Source organism: uncultured Ferrimonas sp., assembly GCF_947489035.1.
In the GTDB taxonomy this organism is placed as follows: domain Bacteria; phylum Pseudomonadota; class Gammaproteobacteria; order Enterobacterales; family Shewanellaceae; genus Ferrimonas.
The window spans coordinates 29,922-49,834 of record NZ_CANLCI010000002.1 but is presented as its reverse complement, the minus strand read 5'-3'; the positions used below and the strand labels follow the sequence as shown (position 1 = coordinate 49,834).

Here is a 19,913-nt window from a genome sequence, read left to right as displayed (position 1 = left end):
ACGATACCATGTCTACCCAGATCGCCATGAGTGGCCTGCGCGCCACCAACCAAGAGTTAGCCGTTATCTCCAACAACATCGCCAACTCTTCAACCGCCGGTTACCGTGCGGCCCGCGCCGAATACGCGTCGATGTACAGCGGCTCGACCCCGAATGGCGTTGCCATGACCGGATCATCCCAGAACTTCTCGATGGGCGGCAGCTTAAACTACACCGGTCGCACCTTGGATATGGGCATCCAAGGGGACGGCTTCTTCATGGTCAAGGGCGCGAACGACAACGCCATGTACACCCGCGCGGGCATGTTTAACCAAGACGCGGCAGGCAACATTGTTGATCCTTACGGCAACAAGCTGCAGGGCTACCCTGTTGGGGCGGCGGGCCAAGTGGCGACCGGGCAGGTGGGGGATCTGCAGATCACCAACAGCTCGGCGGCGGCCAAATCCACCAGCACCGTTGATCTGGTGGCCAACTTGGATGCGCGCTCAACCGTGCCCGCCACCACTCCGTTTGCGGCCGATGACGTCAGCTCTTACAACAGCTCCAACACCGTTAACGTGTTTGATTCGTTAGGCAACGAACACGCCCTAACCCAGTACTACGTGAAGACCGCCGACAACAGCTGGGCAGTGCACTACCAGATGGATGGCAACGATTATCCAACGGTTGATACCTTGGAGTTTGACAGCCAAGGCCAGTTGCTGAGCAGCAGTGGCACCGGCGGGCTAACCATTCCGGCAGCCGATTTGAACGGCGCAGACGATCTGACCGTGGCGCTGGATTGGAGCAACTCCACCCAGTACGGCTCGGATTACAACACCTCCAGCATCAACCAAAACGGCAACCCAGCCGGTGAACTCAGCGGCATTCGCATTGCCGATGATGGCCGCGTTTACGGCACCTACACCAACGGCACCGAACAGCTGCAAGGGCAGGTAGTGCTGGCTAACTTCAGTAACCCGAATGGCTTGCAAGCGGCCAATAACACCACTTGGGTTGCCGATCAATCGGCTGGCCAGCCGATCTTTGGCGCGCCGGGCAGCGGCACCTTAGGCAGCGTCAGTGCTGGTTACGTGGAAGGATCCAACGTTGACGTAACCACCGAGCTGGTGGGATTGATGTCGGCGCAAAGTAACTACCAAGCCAACGCCAAGGTGCTGACAGCAGCCGACACCATGACCCAATCCTTGATGAACGCCATCTGATCCTATGGACCGCTTACTCTTTACTGCCACCGCAGGGGCGCAACGGGTCTTGCAGCTGCAAGCCGGACGCGCCAACAACCTTGCCAACGTCGATACCCCCGGGTTTCGCGCCGACATGGAACTGGTTGCCACCCAAACCATTGGCAACCAAGGGCTGGCCACTCGCGCCTTTCCGGTGCTGATGGGGCAAAGCGTCAGTTTGGCGCAAGGGGATGCCGTGCCCACCGGCCGCGACTTGGATCTGGCCATTGCCGATCGCGGCTTCTTTGCGGTGCAAGGGGCGGAAGGCGAAGCCTATACCCGCACCGGCTCGCTGAGCATCGACAACGGCGGCACCTTGCTGCTGAACGGTCGCCAAGTGATCGGGCAAGAGGGGCCGCTGGTGCTGCCGCCGTACCAAGACATCATGGTGGGGGACGACGGCAACGTCAGCGTGATCCCTGCCGATGGTGGCGCCGCGCTTGAAGTGGGCATGTTGAAACTGGTGAACCCAGACAACGCGGTGCTGCGTAAAGGCATTGATGGCCTGATCCGCTCGGTAGACGGGGCGCCGCTGCCAGCGGCCACACAGGTCAAAGTATTAAGCGGTTTTTTAGAGGGCAGTAACGTCGACGCCTTTGGCGAGATGACCGCCTCGATGGACTTGAATCGTCAGTTTGAAGTGCAAGTAAAAATGATGCAAAGCGCCGAACGCCTGTCCAAGGTCGGCAACAGCTTGCTTGATAATGTGCAATAGGGTGAAAGCATGAGTACCTCGTTATGGGTCAGTAAGACCGGTCTTGCCGCGCAAGACGCAAAAATCCAATCCATCGCCAACAACTTGGCCAACGTAAACACCACCGGCTTTAAGCGCGATCGCATCGCCTTTACCGATCTGTTCTATCAGGTGCAGCGCCAACCCGGCGCGCAGGTGGATGAACTGAACGATCTGCCCTCTGGGGTACAGATGGGCACCGGGGTTAAGATCTCCGGCAGCCAAAAGGTGTTTACCACCGGCGCCTTGATCACCACCGATCAGCAGTTGGACATGGCGATTGAAGGCCAAGGCTTCTTCCAAGTGGAGCAAGGCAACGGCGAGATGAGCTACACCCGCGACGGCCAGTTCTTCCGCAATGCCGACGGCATGATGGTGACCTCTGGCGGGCAACCGCTGGTGCCGCAGGTGGCGATCCCAGAAGACGCCCTAACCGTGACCATTGGCGAAGATGGCACCGTTACGGCTGAGATCGCCGGTCAGGTGGGGGCAGAACAATTAGGCCAGATCAACACCGTTAACTTCATCAATCCAGCCGGGTTAGAGGCCTTAGGCGGCAACCTGTTTGCGGAAACCGATGCCTCAGGCGTGCCCACCGAAGGCACCCCAGGCGACGGTGGCTTGGGCAAGTTACGCCAAGGGGCACTGGAATCTTCCAACGTGTCGGTGGTCGAGGAGATGGTGGAGATGATCTCAACCCAGCGGGCGTACGAGATGAACGCCAAGGTGATGAGCGCCGCCGACGAAATGATGCAGTTCCTCAACCAGACGGTGTAATGATGAGAACCCTCGTCCTGTTGGCGCTGCTGCTGTTAGGCGGCTGTGCCCAGCATTTTCCCGATCCCGAGCCCAAGCCGGATCAGCCCAAATGGGCGCCGCCAACGCTGAACTACTCCCAAGTGAAGCCAGAGCACGGCTCGGCCTACCGCAGCGATTACATGCTGAACCTGTTTACCGATCGGCGCGCCTACCGCATTGGCGACATCTTAACGGTGTCGTTGGATGAGCAAACCCAAGCCAGCAAACGGGCTGGCACCTCCACCAGCAAAAGCAGCAACGGCACCTTAGGCGGCGAACTGTCCAGCACCTTAGGCAGCGGCATCGAAGATTCGTTGTCGGGGCAGATTGGGGTGGGCAACGAGTTCTCTGGCAGCGGCAGCGCCAGCCAGCAGAACAAGCTGTCGGGCTCGATCACCGTTACCGTGGCGGAAGTGCTGCCAAACGGGGCCTTGTTGATCCGCGGCGAGAAATGGCTGCGACTGAATCAGGGCGACGAATACTTGCGGATCATCGGTTTGGTGCGACCGCAAGACATCGACAACGACAACACCCTCAGTTCCCAGCGGATCGCCGACGCGCGCATTATCTACGGTGGCCGTGGGGCCATTGCCGATTCCAACCAGATGGGTTGGGCGCAGCGTTATTTCCAAAGTCCGTGGTTTCCCATGTAAGGGGGCAAGATGCATCGCTTCATGATTTTACTGGCACTGTTGGTGCCATGGGTTCACGCCGCCCCCAGCAGTCGGCCACTGTTAGAGGTGGTGGATGTGCAGGGCATTCGTAACAACCAGTTGGTGGGGTACGGTTTGGTGGTGGGGTTATCCGGCACCGGCGACAAAACTCAGGTTAAGTTCACCAGCCACTCGCTGAAAAACATGCTGGAACAGTTTGGGGTTAACTTGCCCAACGGCGTTGATCCCAAGATGAAAAACGTTGCGGCAGTGGCGGTGCACGCCATGTTGCCGCCCCAAGCCAGTGCTGGGCAAACGCTCAACATCACCGTGTCGTCACTTGGGGACGCCAAAAGCCTGCGCGGCGGCACCTTGCTGATGACCCCACTGCAAGGGGTGGATGGCCAAGTGTACGCGGTGGCTCAAGGCAACTTGGTGGTGGGCGGCATTTCGGTGGAGGGGCGCGATGGCACCTCGGTTACCGTGAACACCCCTACCGTGGGCACCATTCCCAGTGGCGCCATTGTGGAGCGAGGGATCAGCACCAGCTTTAACGCCGATGACGACGTGGTGCTGAACCTCAAGCAAGCCAACTTCACCACCGCCCGCAACATCGAACGGGCGATCAACCAAAGTTTTGGCCCCGATGTGGCGCGGGCGGATTCCGCCGCCAAGGTGTTGGTGCGGGCCCCGCGGGATCATCGCCAGCGAGTGACGTTTATGTCGATGCTTGAAGCGATAGAGGTCAGCAGCGGCAAACGCCCAGCGCGGGTGGTGTTTAACAGCCGCACCGGCACCGTGGTGATTGGCGCCGACGTTAAGGTGAGCAAAGCGGCGGTGAGCCACGGCAATTTGTCGGTGGCGATCAGCGAAACCCCTTTTGTGAGCCAACCCGGCGCCTTTGGCGGCGGCAACACCGTGAACGGCAGCAACAGCAGCATCGATGTCACGCAAGATGGCGGCACCGCGTTTGTGCTGCCGGAAGGCACCTCGTTAGAGGTGATTGTTGACGCCATCAACAGCCTTGGCGCCACCCCTGCGGATCTGATGGTGATCTTGCAGGCGCTGGATGAAGCCGGTGCCCTCAACGCCGAGCTGGTGGTTATCTAAGGAGCAAGCATGAGCCAAACCTTAAGCTACCTTGGCCAGCTTAATGCCAAGGAGCTGCAAACCGAACATGGCCAGCGCGGCGCCATCTTAAAAGCCAGCGAGCAGATGGAAGCGCACTTTTTGCAAAGTGTGCTGAAACAGATGCGCAGTGCCACCGACGCCATTGCCGCCGACAACGCCGACAGCCCACTGTCGGGCAGCAACGACACCGTGTTTCGTGATTTCTACGACGCCGAACTGGCGCAAACCTTGGCGGCAGGCAGCAACAGCAACTTGGCGCAAACCATGGCGCAGCAGTTAACCCCAGCGGCGCTTAAGAAATCCGGCGAGGTGGTCGCCTTGGATGCATATCGACAAGCGTCGGCGCTGCAGCCGTCGCTGATCCAATTACAGCAAGGTTCGGCTAATGACTAACATGCTTAACATTGCCAAGTCGGGGATCTACGCCAGTCAGATGGCGCTGAACACCACTTCGCATAACATCGCCAACGCGGGCGTTAATGGCTACTCCCGCCAAGAGAGCGTGCTGACTTCACGCATGGGGGGCGGGGTTGAGATCGCCACCACCCGCCGCATTGGCGAACAGTTTCTGGTCAGCAGCATCTGGAACGCCAACAGCGACGCCGCCTTTGCTGGCACCCAAAGAAGCTACTTTGATCAAATCGAAAACGTGTTCAGCTCTGACAGCAGCGATGTGGCGGCGGGCTTAGACAGCCTGTTTGCGTCGCTTAACTCTGCGATGTTGTCACCGCAAGACAGCGCCACCCGCCAAGGGGTGCTGAACGAGGTGAAAAACCTCAGCCAACGATTCAACAACATCAACAGCTCGTTAGAGCAGCAGTGGACCCAGAACGATTCAGAGCTGCAAGCCTCAACGGTGGATCTGAACGGCTACCTTGGCAACATCGCCAGCATCAACCAGCAGATCCGCGATTTAGGCGGCATCGACAACGCCCCTCCGGCGCTGCTGGATCAACGGGACGACACCGTGGCCAAGTTGGCCAATCTGGTGGACGTGTCGGCCAATCAAAACAGCGACGGCACCTTAAATTTGTCGCTCAGCAATGGCCAACCGCTGGTGGTGGGCACCACCGCCGCCAGTGTCGATCTGCGCCCAGATCCGGCGGATCCCAGCCGCTCGGCACTCAGTCTGGAATTCAACGGCACCCGCTTTGATTTGGATCAGCAGGCGGGGGGCTCGCTGGGGGCGTTGCTGGATTACCGCGACGGCACCTTAAGCCAATCGCGGCAGTTTATTGATGAGCTAGGGCAAACCATGGCCGATGCCTTTAACGGCGTGCAAACGGCAGGCTTTGATTTAAACGGCGCCGCGGGGCAGCCGCTGTTCAGTTACGATCCGCTGGATCCGGCGGGCACCTTAACGCTGGCCGCAGGCTTTAGCGCCGACATGCTGGCGTTTTCCAGCGATGGCAGCCCCGGCGATAACGGCAATCTGCAGGCGCTGGTGGATATCGCTACCGCCCAGTACAGCTTTGCCTCGTTGGGTGGGATCAGCACCAGCATGAACGACGCCTACGTTACCCAAGTGGGCAGCTTAGGCTCGGCCAGTCGTCAAGCGCAGTTGGACGCCGCCGCAGCGGAAAAAGCGCAGCTGCACGCCAACAACGAATGGATGTCGGTTGCTGGGGTGAACTTGGATGAAGAAGCGGTCAATTTGATCGCCTATCAGCAGGCGTATCAAGCCAATGCCAAGGTGATGACCGCCGCCGATCAGTTGTTTTCTACCCTTTTGAACAGTTTCTAGGAGTTGTGATGCGGATTGCCACCAACACCACTTATCAAAACAGCATCTTTAGCATGCAAAACACCACCGCTTCGATCTCGGAAGCGATGGTGAAGATGTCCTACGGCAAAGCGATTTTGAAGCCGTCGGACGATCCTATCGGCTCGGTACGGGTGATGGGGTTAGAGCAAGACAACAGCGCCGCCTCGCAGTACATCGACAACATCAGCAATTTGTCGGATTACTACAGCCGCGCGGAATCGGCGTTAACCGGCATGACCGATTCGATGCTGCGGATCACCGAGCTGGTGACGGCCGCCGGTAATGGCGCGGCCACCCCAGAAAACCGCGAAGCTTACGCCTCAGAGCTGCGGTCATTGCAGGACTCCTTGGTGGACATGGCCAACAGCAAAGACGCCAACGGCGCTTACCTGTTTGCTGGCAATCAAACCGGCACCCAGCCGATCAGCCAAGACGCGGCGGGCAATTACGTCTACGGCGGCGACAGCGGCACGCGCCAAGTGCCGATCTCCGACAGCGCCGAAATGGACGCCAACTTCTCGGGTGATGAGCTGTTCTTCAATGGCGGCGCGGACATCTTTAACGGCCTAAACGATTACATTGCGGTGTTGGAAGATCCCACGTTGGGCCCCGGCGACGCCGCCTTTGATGGCGCCCACGATCAGATGAAGCAGCTGTTGGGCGACAGCCGTGACGACATTAACGCCGCCGTGACCACCATGGGCGGCAACCAAAATAGCCTGACGATGATGGAGTCCTATCACGAAGACATGGTGCTGTATAACACCAAGGTGATTGGCGAAACCGAAGATCTGGATTACGCCGCAGCGATGACCGATTACTCCACCAACCTAACGGTGTTGCAGGCGACCCAACAGACCTATGTTAAAATCGCCAACCTTTCGCTGTTTAACGAGATCTAACCATGATTGATGCGGTCGCCAAGCGACTGGTTGGGGTGCCGCTGCAAAGCGGGATCCAGCAAACCCAGAAAAACCTTGCCAGCAGTGCGATAGCCTCGCCGAAGGCGGCGCAAACCTTGCCGTTGGTGCCGATTTCGCGGCAACGACTGGCGACCTATCAACAGTGGGAAAAACTGCACCGTGGCCAGCGGCAGCTGCATCAACTGGAGCTGTCCAGCGAAGGGGTGAAGCAGCTGTTAAAATTGCTGGGGGCGTTAGCGCAGCAGTTACAACAAAGCACACCGCGGCCAGCAGTCGTGCAGCGGCTGCTGCAGCGTTTGCTGCAATGGCAGCAAGATAACGGCAGCCGCTTTGGCATTGATCACCGCTTAACCCCGGTGGTGGGGCAAGCCTCGCCGCGCTGGTTTTCGCTGCGTTCGGTGGATCTATTAAGCCCACGCCAGCACGACGAACGATTGCAGATCAACGCCCTGGGGCAGCAGCATCAGCTGGTGCTGCAAGGTGGGGCCAATCGCGCCACCTTGCGCCAACAATTGAGCGACGGCTTAGCGCCGCTGGGCATTGTGGTGCTGGGCGGCGACGAGCTGCAGTTTGCGGTTGAGGACAAGCTGTGGGGCGCACTGCAACAGGGGTTAGCGATGGAAGGCCAAGGGCAACGGTTGCCCGCCGGACAAAGCCGGCCGTTAAAGCTGCAGGAGCAGTTTCATCAGCACGATCCTCGCGGTTGGGGCACGTTGGATACGGCGCAACAGCGGCAGCAGGTGAATAACGCCATCAGCCGCTTAAGCCACAGCCAAACTCAACTGGAACAACAGTTAACGGCGTTGCTGGATCAGGTGTTGGGGAAAAATTTCGAAGTGGATTTTGCCGCCCTAGAGCTGCGCTTAAGCCAGCTTAAACGGCAGTTGCAGCCGCAAAGTTATCAAGCCGAGCTGGCCAGCTTAATGGCGCAAGCCAACTTGAGCCGCAGCCAAAGTACGGCGTTGCTGGCGGACTGAACGCCGCCTCTAGGGGCGGATCTGAACCAAAAAAAACGGAGCCTCGGCTCCGTTTTTGGTTGCTGCGCGCTGAGTTTAGCGGTTAGCCCTCATCATAAGGGTAGGCCAAATCGGCGCTCAGGCTGTAGCCGGTGCTGGTGTCGTCCACACTGAAACTGCTGGTGGTTAAGGTGCCGTTAACCCAGATCGCATCCCAGATGATGTCCATTGGAATGCCTTTGGGGTACTTCACGTATATCAGCTGATTGGTTGGCGGCGGCGGCACATGCACGCAGGCGCCAAAGTAGGGCACCAATAAAAATTCGGTGACGTGGGTGGCGTTGCTTTCCAGCGGCACCACAAAGCCCGGCATGCGGATCTTCTGGCCGTTCAGGGCAGGGATCACCTCGCCATAGGGTTGCCCCGACATCGCCGCTTGCGCGGGGTTGGCAAAGGGGTCGCCGCCATGATTGGGCAGAGGCGGCGGCAGGTTGCGCTCAGCCTCTGGCTGCAGATCCGGCCAGTCGATGGTGCGGTAGTCGCCGGGAAAATCCTCGGCCAAGCTGGTGTGGCTGAAGCTTAATGCCAACAGTAGGCTGGCCAAAGGCAGCAGTAATTTGTTCATGTTATGTTCCTTTACAGTCGCTGGGACAGGCCATCGGCCAAGGTGGTGCGATAAGCGCGCCAGGCGGGTAACAGGGCGGCAATGGCTGCGGTGGCGAGCACCAAAGCCAGCAAAGTCAGTAGCGCTGGGGTTGGGCGGATCAACGCCAGTTGCAAGCCGTAGTGTTGCAACGCCCACGGCGCCAGCAACAGCATCAGCCCTTGGGCAGCCACCACCCCCAAGACACTGCCCGCAGTGGCCAGCAGCATCGCTTCCCCCCACAGCAGCAGAAAGATGTGCCTTGGCGCGGCGCCGATGGCACGCAGTACCGCCATTTCGCGGCGGCGTTCGTTCAGCGAGGCCAGTAAGGTGGTGATCATGCCGATAAGGCCAATCATGACCACGGCACCGCTCAGCAGCAACAGCGCCGCTTCCGCTTGGCTGAGCAGCTGCCACAGCTGCGCCAACGCCATGCCGGGCAATACCGCCGATAACGGTTCGGCGCGGTAGTTGTTGATGTAGCGTTGCACCGACAGCAACTTAAACTTGCTGGACAGCCCCACCAACATGGCCGAGACAGCCTGAGGCTGCAGCTGTGCTGGGGTCACTTGATCCAGCGCCACGTGACCGGCTTTGACGCCCCCTTGCCAGCCTAAATGGATGGCGCTGATCGCTTCGAGCGACACGTGCAAGGTGCGATCCACCGGCGTGCCCGTGGGGGCCAGTACCCCAACAACGGTAAAGGGCATGTCGTCGTGGGTAGAGAAGCTGGTTTTCGAGCCTGTGCCGTGGGCTAAGGCCAGGTTATCCCCCAGCCGGTAACCCAAGGCGCTGGCCACTTCGCTGCCCAGCACCACCTCAAACAAGCCGTCAAAGCGTTGCCCCTGTTGCAGTTGCAACGGTTGCTGCTGGCCGTAGCGATAATACTGGAAGTAATCCTGATTGGTGCCCAGCACTCGATAGCCTCGGTGGGAATCGCCAAGCATCAACGGCACCGTCCATTTTACCCCATTGAGCGCCGCCACCGTTTGGTAACTTTGCCAGCTGACGTTGCTGGTGGGTTGGCCCAAATGAAAGACCGAATAGAGCAGCAAGTTCAGATCGCCACTGCGAGCTCCCACCACCAGATCGGTGGCGGCAATGGTGTTGGTGAAGCTTTGTTTGGCTTGCTGGCGGATCACCTCAACGGTGATGAACAGCGACACCGCGACCGCAATCACCATCGTCGTTAGGGCGATGGTGTGGCGGCGGTTGGCCATGCTGCGAAGCATCAGTGTCCACATGGTTGCACCTCGCTGATCCCGTGCTGCTGACGCAGGCGATAGCTGCGGTGCATGGCGCTTTGCAGGGCGGGATCGTGGCTGATCAACAGCAACGCCGAGCCCGCCTGTTGGCATTGCTCGGTCAGTAACCCCATAAAGCGATCGCGGTTGGCGGGATCCAGCGCCGAGGTGGGTTCGTCTGCCAAGATCAGCGCCGGTTGTTGCAGCAGCGCCCGCGCGGCGGCCACCCGCTGTTGCTGGCCTACGGATAACGCATTAACCGCTTGCTGCCACAGCGGCGGCTCCAGCTCTAACGCCTGCAGCAACTGTTGGGCTCGTTGCTGCGGATCGGGGCTGGGGTTGCCAGCCTTAGTGCGCCGTTTGGGCTTGGGGGCGGGGGCAAACTGCAAGGGCAGCAGCACGTTATCCAGCACCGATAGGAAGGGCAGCAGATTAAATTGCTGGAAGATGATCCCCAATTGTTCGGCGCGCAGGGCATCGCGTTTGCGCGCAGGCAGGGTATTGATGGCTTGGCCTTGAAGCAATATCTGCCCCTGCTGCGGCTGCAACACTCCGGCAATCAAGTTCATTAGGGTGGTTTTGCCGCTGCCCGATTGCCCTTGCAGCATCACCATTTCACCGGCGGCCACGGTGAGGCTGGGCACATTCAGTTGCTGCGGCACCGCGCTGCTGTTGGGCTGCTGCGGCCAGTGGTATTGCAGCTGTTCGATAGCCAGTACGCTCACGTTACCACTCCACTTGGTTGTTGTGTTTATCCAGCACCGCACCGTGGTTTACCTGCTCCAGTAAGATCTGCGCTTGCAGCTGCTGCAGGGCAGGGTAGTGCTTAAACAGATCGGTACTGAAGCCGGTAACTTGCGCGGGATCTTGGCACTGCCACAGCCAGTTTGCGTTCACTTCCATGTGGTTGGCGTTGGGATCGGTTAGCCCTGCGGGTTTGATGATCTCAACCGATTGCGGTTGGCAGTGGCCGTTGCCCAACAAGCGGAAGAAGCGATGGCCGGCGGTCAGTTGTTTCAGGCCCCGTTCGACCTGCGCGTGTTCTGCTGCGGTGTTGGGCATGCGTTCGAAGCCCCACAGGGTTTCGGCGGGTAGGGTGGCGCTCAGTAACAGCTGCTGCTGTTGTTGCAGTAACGCCAACTGCGCGATCCCATGCTGGTGTTGGCCTAAGGCCGCAGCGGGGGGATGCTCGCCGTGTTCAGCGTGTTCAGCCGCAGGCTCATGTAAGTGAACATGATCGGGCTGTTTTTGGCAGGCACACAGCAAGGTGGCCAGCGCCAAGAGAGTCAGGGTGGTTTTCACGTAATAGCTCCATAGGATTGGGTTAACGGGCGAGTTAATCCAAGCGCATGGGCGGATCGCGATTACGGGGTTGTGGCGCGGGGGCGGGGCGCGAACTGCGCGCAGGTGCCGCACAGGCAACGCTGCGCAGCGCCAGTGTCGGAACGGCAAATTCGCCGCCGGGCAGCAGCGTATTCAGTTGATGCAGCAACTGATCTTGCAAGCACGGCTGGGACAGCTCGTGCCGATGCAGCGTTTCTGCCATCGCCTGGGTGCTGAGCTGATTCAGCAGCAGCACCCACACGATCAGTAACGCCGTGAGCCAAGGTCGAGGGACAATGGCCGCGTTCATGATCAGTCCAGCAGATCCAACACCACTTGGTGGTGATCTTTGGTCTTAAACTTGTTGATGAAGTGCGTGATGGTGCCATCGGCGCCAATCAAGAAGCTAAGGCGGTGAATGCCGTCGTACTCTTTGCCCATAAACTTCTTCAAGCCCCACACGCCAAAGGCATCGGCTACGGCGTGGTCTTCGTCGCTCAGCAGGTGGAAGTTCAGCTTGTCGCGTTCGGCAAACTTGGTTAAGCGTTTCACCGCATCAGGGCTGATCCCCATCACCACCACATTGTGCTTATCCAGCTCGGCTTTGGCGTCGCGCAGTTGTTGCGCTTGCACGGTGCAGCCGGGGGTCATCGCTTTTGGGTAGAAGTACACCAACACTTGCTGACCGGCAAAGTCGCTGAGGGTGATGGTTTCATCGTGCTGATTTTGCAGTGAAAAATTTGGTGCCTTGGCACCGGCTTGTAAGGTATTCATTGCGTCCCTTCCTGATGAGTTACGGTTACTGGTTTTCCATGCGGCTGATGGTGCAGCGCAAGCCAATTTTGTTGGCCAACTTAGTCAGATCGCGCTCGATGGCGTTCAGATCAACGTGGGCGGTAACGGCAATGCGCACTTCAACCTGCTGCACGCCGGTGGTGCCTTCGTCTTTATCCGCGTGGGAGCTGAAGCCAGATAAGCTCAGTTCGCGATCCGCTAAGAATTCGGTAATGGCGCGCATGGTGCCACGCTTATCTTCGCCATCAAATCGAACCGCAATGCGGGCGATGTATTTCTTGGCGGAGTGGCGCGAGGTGCGCTTACAGATGGTCATTAAATCCAGCGCCGCCGCTTGCACCGGCAGCTCGGTTTCTAACCGAGCGATGGCACCGTATTCGCCACCAACCAGCATGATTAAAGTGAATTCATTACCAAAAATCGCGACTCGGCTGTCGATGATGTCGCAATCGCAACCGGAGGTCAGTTTGGCCAGTTCATACACAATACCAGGGCGATCGGTGCCCATGGCGGTTATCGCCAAAAAGTGACTCATACTCAGACCTTTGTAACAGACCCGCAGGCAACGCTAAGTGGTTGCTAGGGCTGATGATGATATAGAAAGTGGCGGCTATGCTATCACAACTTGTTTTCAAAGTTGGTTCCCTTGTTTTAAGGCAGTGTGGTCAGTAGTATTGCTGGCTTATATTGCGGGGAAAGAAAACATGTTTCGCGGAAGTTTAGTAGCGCTGATAACGCCGATGCACGCTGATGGTTCAGTGGATTTTGACGGCTTAGCCCAATTGGTTGAGTTTCATATTGAACAGGGTACCGATGCCATTGTTGCCAACGGCACCACCGGCGAGTCGGCCACCTTATCCAAAGATGAACAGTTGCAAGTGGTGCAAGCCACCGTTGCAGCGGTAAATGGACGCATTCCCGTAATTGCAGGCAGCGGCAGCAACAACACCGCCGATGCGATTGCCATGACCAAGGCGTTGGATAACATTGGGGTGGCGGCGATGCTGAGCGTTACCCCTTACTACAACAAGCCCAGCCAAGCGGGGTTGATCGCCCACTACCGTGCCATTGCTGCGGTGACCAACACCCCCCAGATCCTCTACAACGTCCCGGGCCGCACCTGCTGCGATCTGGCAAATGACACCGTTGCGGAACTTAGTCGCGTAAACAACATCATAGGTATCAAGGACGCCACCGGTGATCTGTCGCGGGTAACGCCGTTACGAGCCGCCTGCGGCGATGACTTCCTGCTGTTGTCTGGTGACGATCCAACCGCAATGGCCTTTATGCTGAGCGGCGGTGATGGGGTGATTTCGGTCACCAACAACGTGCGCCCAGCCCTGTTTAAAGCCCTGTGTGATGCCAGCTTAGCCGGTGACATCGCCAAGGCACGACACTGGAATACGCAATTGGCGCCGCTGTACCACGCGCTGTTTGTGGAAGCGAATCCAGTGCCAGTGAAATGGGCGGTAGAAGCCGTAGGCGCGGTTGCTGCAACCCACTATCGTTTGCCGCTAATGGCACCAACTAATAACACTAAAGATATTGTGCGTCAGGCGCTGCATGCGTCTGAGCAAGTTTGAGGGAAACGAATGAAACGGAGTCTTGTGGCACTGACGGTGCTGGCATTGGTGGGTTGTTCTACCCCACTAGAGCGTCGACAGGCCAGTGGCGGTTTTGAATATGAACACGCCACCAGCGGCAGCCAATTGCAGATCCCAGGATCGTTGCAACAGCCAAATTATGATCGCCAATTTGATATCCCTAAATTGGGCCCCAACGCCGATAGCAGCTTAATCGGCCAACGGATTGATGTGCGTCCGCCGTTGCAGGTTTTGCCGCTGGCACCGGGCACCCGTTTGCAAGATGGCACCGACAGCATCACCGTGCTGGTGGAAAGCAACGACGACGATCGCAGCTTATCCTCCGACATCAACGAAGCGCTGTTGGGTTACCTCACCATGCGTAAGATTGCCGTGGCATCAAACAGCAACGGCGTCATCAGCACCGATTGGATTGAAGAACAAGAGGTGGTGGGCAAATCGTGGTGGCGTGAGCAGGTGTACAAAGTGCGCCAGCGTTACCAATTTGATGTGGCGATTAAAGATCACGGCCGTTCCGGTTCGATCACCATCAGCGTGCTGGCGCATGAAGAGGGCTTAAACGACATTGATGAAGAGATTGTCCTAACCGACGCCGATAAGCGCCGTTACGCCATCGACATGCTAAATGGCGCCATCAGCTACCTGAACTTCGAACGCACCAAGCAGCAAAAAGCGAAGCAACTGGCCAATGGCCGTGGCTTTAACAGCGAACTGGGCTTCGACAGCGACGGCAACAGCGCTTACATCGCGCAAGCGCCAATTGAGCAAGTGTGGAGCCGAATGCAGAAGCTGCTGCCGGTGATGGGCTTCCAGATCCGCGATATGGATCGTCAGCTTGGCACCCTGTTCGTTGAGTTCAGCCAAAACAGCGGTTTTTGGGACAACCTGTGGGGCGGCAGCGAAACCTTGCCGCTGGAAGATGGCCCATATCAGGTGAAACTGGTTGAGAACGGCGCGACCACCTCGGTGACTTTCTTCGATAATGACGCGCAACCGTTATCGGCAGAGCAGATCACCGCCATGGGCAATACCTTCCGTGAGCTGGTGAAAAAAGAGTTGAAAGACCTGTAACTTCTCCTTTAGTAAGGCCGTTATTTAGGTGAAAGGCCGCTTCGTTGAAGCGGCCTTTTTTGTTGCCCCGGCCATTACCTTGGCGATCAGTGAAAACCTTGTAAATGTTTGTAAAAAGCCAATTGTGCCGGTGACAGGGAGCAGTAGACTGTGGGCAGCTAACATAAGGACCTACACCCATGAAGAAGACGGCGATTTTCGCAGTAGTGCTAGCAGCCGCATTGGGCGGCAGCATCTATTACAAAGAACAGGGCAGTGAGAGCAAGGATGGCCAACAACGCAGGGGTGGTAGCATCAGTGTGGTGGTGGCGCCGGTAACGCAAACCCAGTGGCAGCGACAAGTGGAAGCCTTGGGCACCGTAAAAGCACGAGAATCGGTGCAGCTGGCGGCCAAAGTGACCGAACGCGTTGCGCAGATCCATTTCGACGATGGCGACAACGTACGTAAAGATCAGCTGTTGGTGACCTTAAACCACTCCGAACAAGACGCGAAACTGACCGCCGCCAAAGCCAACCTGATTGAGCAGCAGCGCGAATTCAGCCGGATTGAAGGCTTGGTAAAAAGCAAAACCGTCGCCAGTAACGAACTGGATAAAATCCGCACCGCCATTGATGTGGCCGCGGCGGTGGTGGCGCAAAACGAAGCCGAAGTGGAAGCGCGCTACATCCGAGCCCCTTTTACTGGGGTGTTGGGCTTTCGCAACATCAGCACCGGCGCCTTGGTTAGCCCCAATACCCAGATCAGCACCTTGGATGATATCTCGGTGGTGAATCTGGACTTCCCAGTGCCAGAACGTTACCTCAATGAACTGCGTCCCGGCAGCCCCATTGCCGCTTATTCCGCGGCCTTTACCCAACCCTTTGCTGGCACCGTAGCCAGCATTGATAGCCGTGTGGATCCCAGCACCCGTGCGGTGGTGGTGCGTGCCAAGTTACCGAACCAAGCGCAGCTGCTGCGCCCGGGCATGTTGATGACCCTAAAGCTGACCGTCGATGAACGGCAAAGCAACATCGTGCCAGAAGAAGCGATCATTCCACGCCAGAACCGCCAGTATGTGTTTGTGGTGGCCGATGGCAAAGTGGTGGAAAAAGAGATCACCATTGGCAGCCGCCAACGAGGCTGGGTGGAAGTGGAAACCGGCTTAGAGACGGGCGAAATGGTGATCACCCGAGGGGCACAACGAGTGCGCCCAGGCCAAACGGTGACCGCGCGTGAGAAGGAAAACTTCAGCTATCAGGAGGCCAGTTAAATGGTGATTTCTGATCTGTCAGTTCGCCGACCGGTATTTGCCTCGGTACTGTCCCTGTTGATCATCGCGTTCGGGCTGGTGGCGTTTGATAAGTTGCCGCTGCGCGAATACCCCAGTATTGATCCACCGGTAGTGGAGATCAGTACCAACTACAACGGCGCCTCGGCGGTGATTGTTGAGAGCCGCATTACCCGCATTGTGGAAGATCGAGTCTCGGGCATTGAAGGGATCCGCGACATCATCTCATCCAGTCGCGATGGCCGTTCGTCGGTAACGTTGGAGTTTGATATTGGCCGCGACATCGACGCCGCCGCCAACGATGTGCGAGATCGGATTGCGCGGATCTTAGATAACCTGCCTGAGGAAGCGGATCCACCGGAGGTAAACAAAGCCTCTGGCAGCTCCGAGGTGATCATGTGGCTCAACCTAGAGTCGGATCGGCTTAATTCCATTGAGCTGACGGACTTTGCCAAACGCTACCTGCAAGATCGATTCTCGGTGCTGGACGGCGTTGCTAACGTATACCTTGGTGGCGCCAAAGAGTACGCGGTTCGGATCTGGGTTGATCGGCAGAAGCTGGCGGCGCGGGGCTTAACCGTAGGTGACATTGAATCGGCCTTACGCAGCGAAAACGTAGAGCTGCCCGCCGGTTACTTAGAGTCTAAGTCGCGCCTGTTCTCGGTACGAGTGCAGCGCAGCTACGTTGAACCGGAAGATTTTGCCAAGCTGGTTGTGGGCAACAGCGCCGATGGGTACCGGATCCGCTTAGCCGATGTGGCGCGAGTGGAGCTGGGCTCGGAAGAGGAACGCATTACTTTCCGTGGCAACCAGCAAGACATGATCGGCATCGGCATTACCCGCCAGTCAACCGCCAACACCTTAGCCGTGGCGCAGGGGGTTAATGCGCTGGTGGAGCAACTGAACCAGACGCTGCCTTCGGGCATGCACATCGCCCATTCATACGATTCCTCCGTCTTCATTCAAGCCTCGGTTGACGAGGTTTACAGCACCTTGTTTATCGCCATGGGGCTGGTGGTACTGGTGATCTTCCTGTTCCTTGGCAGCGTGCGCGCCATGTTGATCCCCGCCTTAACCGTACCGGTATCGCTGATCGGCACCTTTATTGTGTTGTACGCGCTGGGTTACTCCATCAACTTACTGACGCTGCTGGCGATGATCTTGGCCATCGGCATGGTGGTGGACGACGCCATTGTGATGTTGGAAAACATCCACCGTCGCATTGAGCTGGGCGAGCCACCGCTCAAAGCCGCGTTTTTAGGGGCCCGCCAAGTGGGGTTCGCCATTGTCGCCACCACCTTGGTGTTGATCGCGGTGTTCCTGCCGATTGGCTTCCTCGAAGGGGATTTGGGCAAGCTGTTCCGTGAGTTCTCCATCGCCATGAGCAGCGCGGTGTTGCTGTCGTCGCTTACGGCGTTAACCCTCAGCCCAATGATGGGCGCCAACATCCTTAAGCCGGTTGAAAAAGAGCCGTGGCTGAGCCGCAAGATAGACGCGGGTTTGGATGTGGTTAAGGCACATTATCGCCGCGCCTTACAGCAATGGGTTGGGCAGCCGTGGTTGGTGGCGGGGCTGATTGTGGCCGCGTTTGCCGGATCGGCGTGGTTAGTGAACAAGCTGCCAAGCGAATTCAGCCCCCGTGAGGATCGGGGCTCGATGTTTGTGATGGTCAGTGGCCCAGAAGGGGCCACCTTCGAGCAGATCTCGGAATACATGAACGAAGTGGAGTTCCGCCTGATGCCACTGGTGGACTCGGGCGAAATTCAGCGCCTGCTGATCCGCGCCCCTCGTGGCTTTGGCAACACCGCCGATTTCTCTGGTGGCATGGCCATTATCAATCTGGCCGATTGGTCGGAACGTCGCCCAGCCAACGCCATTATTGCCGATATCCGCAAACGCTTAAGCGATCTGGCTGGGGTGCGGGCCTTCCCTGTAATGCGCCAAGCCTTTGGCCGGGGGGTCGGCAAGCCGGTGCAGTTTGTGCTTGGCGGCGGCACCTATGAAGAGCTGGCCCAGTGGCGCGATACCTTATTGGCTGCCGCGCGTACGAACCCAGGCTTAACTGGCCTCGATCACGATTACAAAGAAACCAAGCCACAGTTTCGGGTTGAGATTGACCAAGATCGTGCGGCGGATCTCGGCGTGTCTATCCGCAATATCGGATCAACGTTGGAATCGATGCTCGGCTCGCGTTACGTCACCACCTTTGTGCAGCGTGGCGAAGAGTACAACGTGATCATCGAAGGTCAGCGCGAACGGCAAAACAACGCCAGCGACATGGAAGGCTTGTACGTGCGCTCCGAGCGCAGCGGCGAGCTGATCCCACTGTCTAACCTCGTTAGCGTTGAAGAGTACGCCAGTGCGCCACGGTTAAACCGCTTTAACCGACTGCGCGCGATCACCATTGAAGCCAACCTAGCCGAAGGTTACACCTTGGGTGAGGCGCTGGATTACCTCAACGGCGTTGTCGACAGCCAGCTGCCAGAGGAAGTGGTGGTCTCTTACAAGGGCCCATCGCGGGATTACCAAGAGTCTGGCTCCGGCATTGTGTTCGTGTTTGCCTTGGCGCTGGTGGTGGTGTTCTTGGTGCTGGCGGCGCAGTTCGAAAGCTACGTGCACCCGCTGGTGATCATGCTAACGGTGCCATTGGCCACCTTTGGTGCCTTGCTGGGGCTGTACTTCACCGATCAAAGCCTCAATATCTACTCGCAAATTGGCATCATTATGTTGATTGGTCTCGCCGCCAAAAACGGCATCTTGATTGTTGAATTTGCTAACCAGCTGCGGGATCAAGGCCGCAAGTTTGAAGACGCGATCATTGAAGCGGCGCAGGCGCGCTTACGACCGATCTTGATGACCGGCATTACCACCGCCGCTGGCGCCATTCCATTGGTGCTGGCCAGTGGCGCAGGGGCGGAAACTCGGTTTGTGATTGGGGTCGTGGTGATGACCGGCATCACCGTTGCCACCCTGTTTACCCTGTTTGTGATCCCAGTGGTGTACCACTTACTGGCACGCCACACCAACAGCCCAGAATTTGTTAGCCGCAAGCTGGAGCAGCAGTTGCAACAAGACAACACGGTGCTGATGGACAAAGCCAGTTAACGGCACAGAGCAACCGACACCAAAAGCACCCGCAAGGGTGCTTTTTTATGGCTGTGTACCAATGAGCTGTTGAACTTATTGTGCATGACCCGCTGCGGCATAAAGGTCATTGCCGGGACCGCCCGGCGGCGGGCAAGGGACTAGCCCCTTTGCAATCCCGAGCGCCTCCGAGGTGACGACAGCCCCTCGTTTTCGCCGCATTACGTTACAGCAACGGCCAGATGCGCCATCCATGGCTTAACTGGCCTCTACGGCATCCTGCCTTCGGCTTTACTCCATCACGGCTGCACTCGGCGTCACCAAGTCGGCAGAAAGTTATCACCGCCAGATGATGACTTAGCCGTGACAGATACGCCGCACTGGCTTTACTGCCGCATCACAGCGTTGAGCGGTGTACTGCAAAATGAGGTTGAGCAACAGGATGTGGCGAATGCATCGCTAAGCCATGGATGGCGCATCGATGCCGTGCCGAATGGCGCAGTGCAAGGAGCGAAAGTTGAGCTGTGCTAAGGCAATGGGCACCCAAAGGGAGAATCCCTTTGGGTGCCGTCGCCACTGCGACATAACCACTTGAAAGCAGTGCCATCGAAGCTCGCCGCAGGCGACAATAGCTACTGCGCAGCAACGCCAACAGTTAACTAATACACAGCCTTTTTTTATGGCGTCGGTTGCCGC

The 19,913-nt window shown here is 57.9% G+C and carries 20 protein-coding genes; 13 read left to right on the top strand and 7 right to left on the bottom strand.

Going from position 1 to position 19,913, the window contains the following annotated elements; all coding sequences use genetic code 11:
- The first annotated feature begins 8 nt into the window (after positions 1-8).
- The 9 genes from flgE to Q0796_RS01435 are packed head-to-tail and all read left to right on the top strand — an operon-like array spanning position 9 to position 8,206.
- Complete coding sequence (gene flgE, locus Q0796_RS01475) at positions 9-1,205, top strand: flagellar hook protein FlgE (RefSeq protein ID WP_298439532.1); 1,197 nt, start codon at positions 9-11, stop codon at positions 1,203-1,205.
- Positions 1,206-1,209: 4 nt separating this feature from the next.
- On the top strand, positions 1,210-1,941 hold the full coding sequence (flgF, locus tag Q0796_RS01470; RefSeq protein WP_298439530.1) for a flagellar basal body rod protein FlgF: 732 nt from the start codon (positions 1,210-1,212) through the stop codon (positions 1,939-1,941).
- Between the two features lie 9 nt (positions 1,942-1,950).
- On the top strand, positions 1,951-2,736 hold the full coding sequence (gene flgG, locus Q0796_RS01465) for a flagellar basal-body rod protein FlgG (RefSeq protein WP_298439528.1): 786 nt from the start codon (positions 1,951-1,953) through the stop codon (positions 2,734-2,736).
- A gap of 2 nt (positions 2,737-2,738) precedes the next feature.
- Positions 2,739-3,410 carry a flagellar basal body L-ring protein FlgH gene (gene flgH, locus Q0796_RS01460; RefSeq protein WP_298439524.1) on the top strand — a complete coding sequence of 224 codons (672 nt, stop codon included), beginning with the start codon at positions 2,739-2,741 and terminating at the stop codon, positions 3,408-3,410.
- A 9-nt stretch (positions 3,411-3,419) separates the two neighbouring features.
- A complete protein-coding gene (locus tag Q0796_RS01455) occupies positions 3,420-4,520 on the top strand; it encodes a flagellar basal body P-ring protein FlgI (RefSeq protein ID WP_298439521.1) in 1,101 nt (366 codons plus the stop codon).
- A 9-nt stretch (positions 4,521-4,529) separates the two neighbouring features.
- Complete coding sequence (locus Q0796_RS01450) at positions 4,530-4,934, top strand: rod-binding protein (RefSeq protein ID WP_298439519.1); 405 nt, start codon at positions 4,530-4,532, stop codon at positions 4,932-4,934.
- Complete coding sequence (gene flgK, locus Q0796_RS01445; protein WP_298439517.1) at positions 4,927-6,285, top strand: flagellar hook-associated protein FlgK; 1,359 nt, start codon at positions 4,927-4,929, stop codon at positions 6,283-6,285. The genes Q0796_RS01450 and flgK overlap by 8 nt, the downstream gene beginning before the upstream one ends.
- 8 nt (positions 6,286-6,293) lie before the next feature.
- On the top strand, positions 6,294-7,208 hold the full coding sequence (flgL, locus tag Q0796_RS01440) for a flagellar hook-associated protein FlgL (protein ID WP_298439515.1): 915 nt from the start codon (positions 6,294-6,296) through the stop codon (positions 7,206-7,208).
- Between the two features lie 2 nt (positions 7,209-7,210).
- Positions 7,211-8,206 (top strand): hypothetical protein, encoded by a 996-nt coding sequence (locus tag Q0796_RS01435; protein WP_298439513.1) that lies wholly within the window; start codon positions 7,211-7,213, stop codon positions 8,204-8,206.
- A gap of 82 nt (positions 8,207-8,288) precedes the next feature.
- Here the strand turns inward: Q0796_RS01435 and Q0796_RS01430 are convergent, their stop codons facing one another.
- From Q0796_RS01430 to Q0796_RS01400, 7 genes are read right to left on the bottom strand one after another with little or no spacing between them, the layout of a single operon-like run.
- Positions 8,289-8,810 carry a DUF3299 domain-containing protein gene (locus tag Q0796_RS01430; protein WP_298439511.1) on the bottom strand — a complete coding sequence of 174 codons (522 nt, stop codon included), beginning with the start codon at positions 8,808-8,810 and terminating at the stop codon, positions 8,289-8,291.
- 11 nt (positions 8,811-8,821) lie between these two features.
- On the bottom strand, positions 8,822-10,072 hold the full coding sequence (locus Q0796_RS01425; RefSeq protein ID WP_298439509.1) for an ABC transporter permease: 1,251 nt from the start codon (positions 10,070-10,072) through the stop codon (positions 8,822-8,824).
- Positions 10,060-10,797, bottom strand: a complete 738-nt coding sequence (locus Q0796_RS01420; RefSeq protein WP_298439507.1) for an ATP-binding cassette domain-containing protein — start codon at positions 10,795-10,797, stop codon at positions 10,060-10,062. The genes Q0796_RS01425 and Q0796_RS01420 overlap by 13 nt, the downstream gene beginning before the upstream one ends.
- 1 nt (position 10,798) lies before the next feature.
- On the bottom strand, positions 10,799-11,374 hold the full coding sequence (locus Q0796_RS01415) for a DUF2796 domain-containing protein (protein ID WP_298439505.1): 576 nt from the start codon (positions 11,372-11,374) through the stop codon (positions 10,799-10,801).
- Between the two features lie 34 nt (positions 11,375-11,408).
- Positions 11,409-11,705: a hypothetical protein gene (locus Q0796_RS01410; RefSeq protein WP_298439503.1), complete on the bottom strand. Its 297-nt coding sequence runs from the start codon at positions 11,703-11,705 to the stop codon at positions 11,409-11,411.
- 2 nt (positions 11,706-11,707) lie between these two features.
- Positions 11,708-12,169 (bottom strand): thioredoxin-dependent thiol peroxidase, encoded by a 462-nt coding sequence (gene bcp / locus Q0796_RS01405; protein WP_298439501.1) that lies wholly within the window; start codon positions 12,167-12,169, stop codon positions 11,708-11,710.
- Positions 12,170-12,194: 25 nt separating this feature from the next.
- Positions 12,195-12,725 (bottom strand): ACT domain-containing protein, encoded by a 531-nt coding sequence (locus tag Q0796_RS01400; protein WP_298439499.1) that lies wholly within the window; start codon positions 12,723-12,725, stop codon positions 12,195-12,197.
- A 169-nt stretch (positions 12,726-12,894) separates the two neighbouring features.
- Between Q0796_RS01400 and dapA the strand changes: the two genes are divergently transcribed.
- From dapA to Q0796_RS01380, 4 genes are all read left to right on the top strand, one after another.
- Positions 12,895-13,773, top strand: a complete 879-nt coding sequence (dapA, locus tag Q0796_RS01395; RefSeq protein ID WP_298439497.1) for a 4-hydroxy-tetrahydrodipicolinate synthase — start codon at positions 12,895-12,897, stop codon at positions 13,771-13,773.
- A gap of 9 nt (positions 13,774-13,782) precedes the next feature.
- The gene (bamC, locus tag Q0796_RS01390; protein ID WP_298439495.1) at positions 13,783-14,865 is read left to right on the top strand and encodes an outer membrane protein assembly factor BamC; all 1,083 of its coding nucleotides are present in this window, start codon (positions 13,783-13,785) and stop codon (positions 14,863-14,865) included.
- Between the two features lie 179 nt (positions 14,866-15,044).
- Positions 15,045-16,115 carry an efflux RND transporter periplasmic adaptor subunit gene (locus Q0796_RS01385; RefSeq protein WP_298439493.1) on the top strand — a complete coding sequence of 357 codons (1,071 nt, stop codon included), beginning with the start codon at positions 15,045-15,047 and terminating at the stop codon, positions 16,113-16,115.
- The gene (locus tag Q0796_RS01380) at positions 16,116-19,238 is read left to right on the top strand and encodes an efflux RND transporter permease subunit (protein WP_298439491.1); all 3,123 of its coding nucleotides are present in this window, start codon (positions 16,116-16,118) and stop codon (positions 19,236-19,238) included. It begins immediately after the preceding gene.
- Positions 19,239-19,913: the final 675 nt, after the last annotated feature.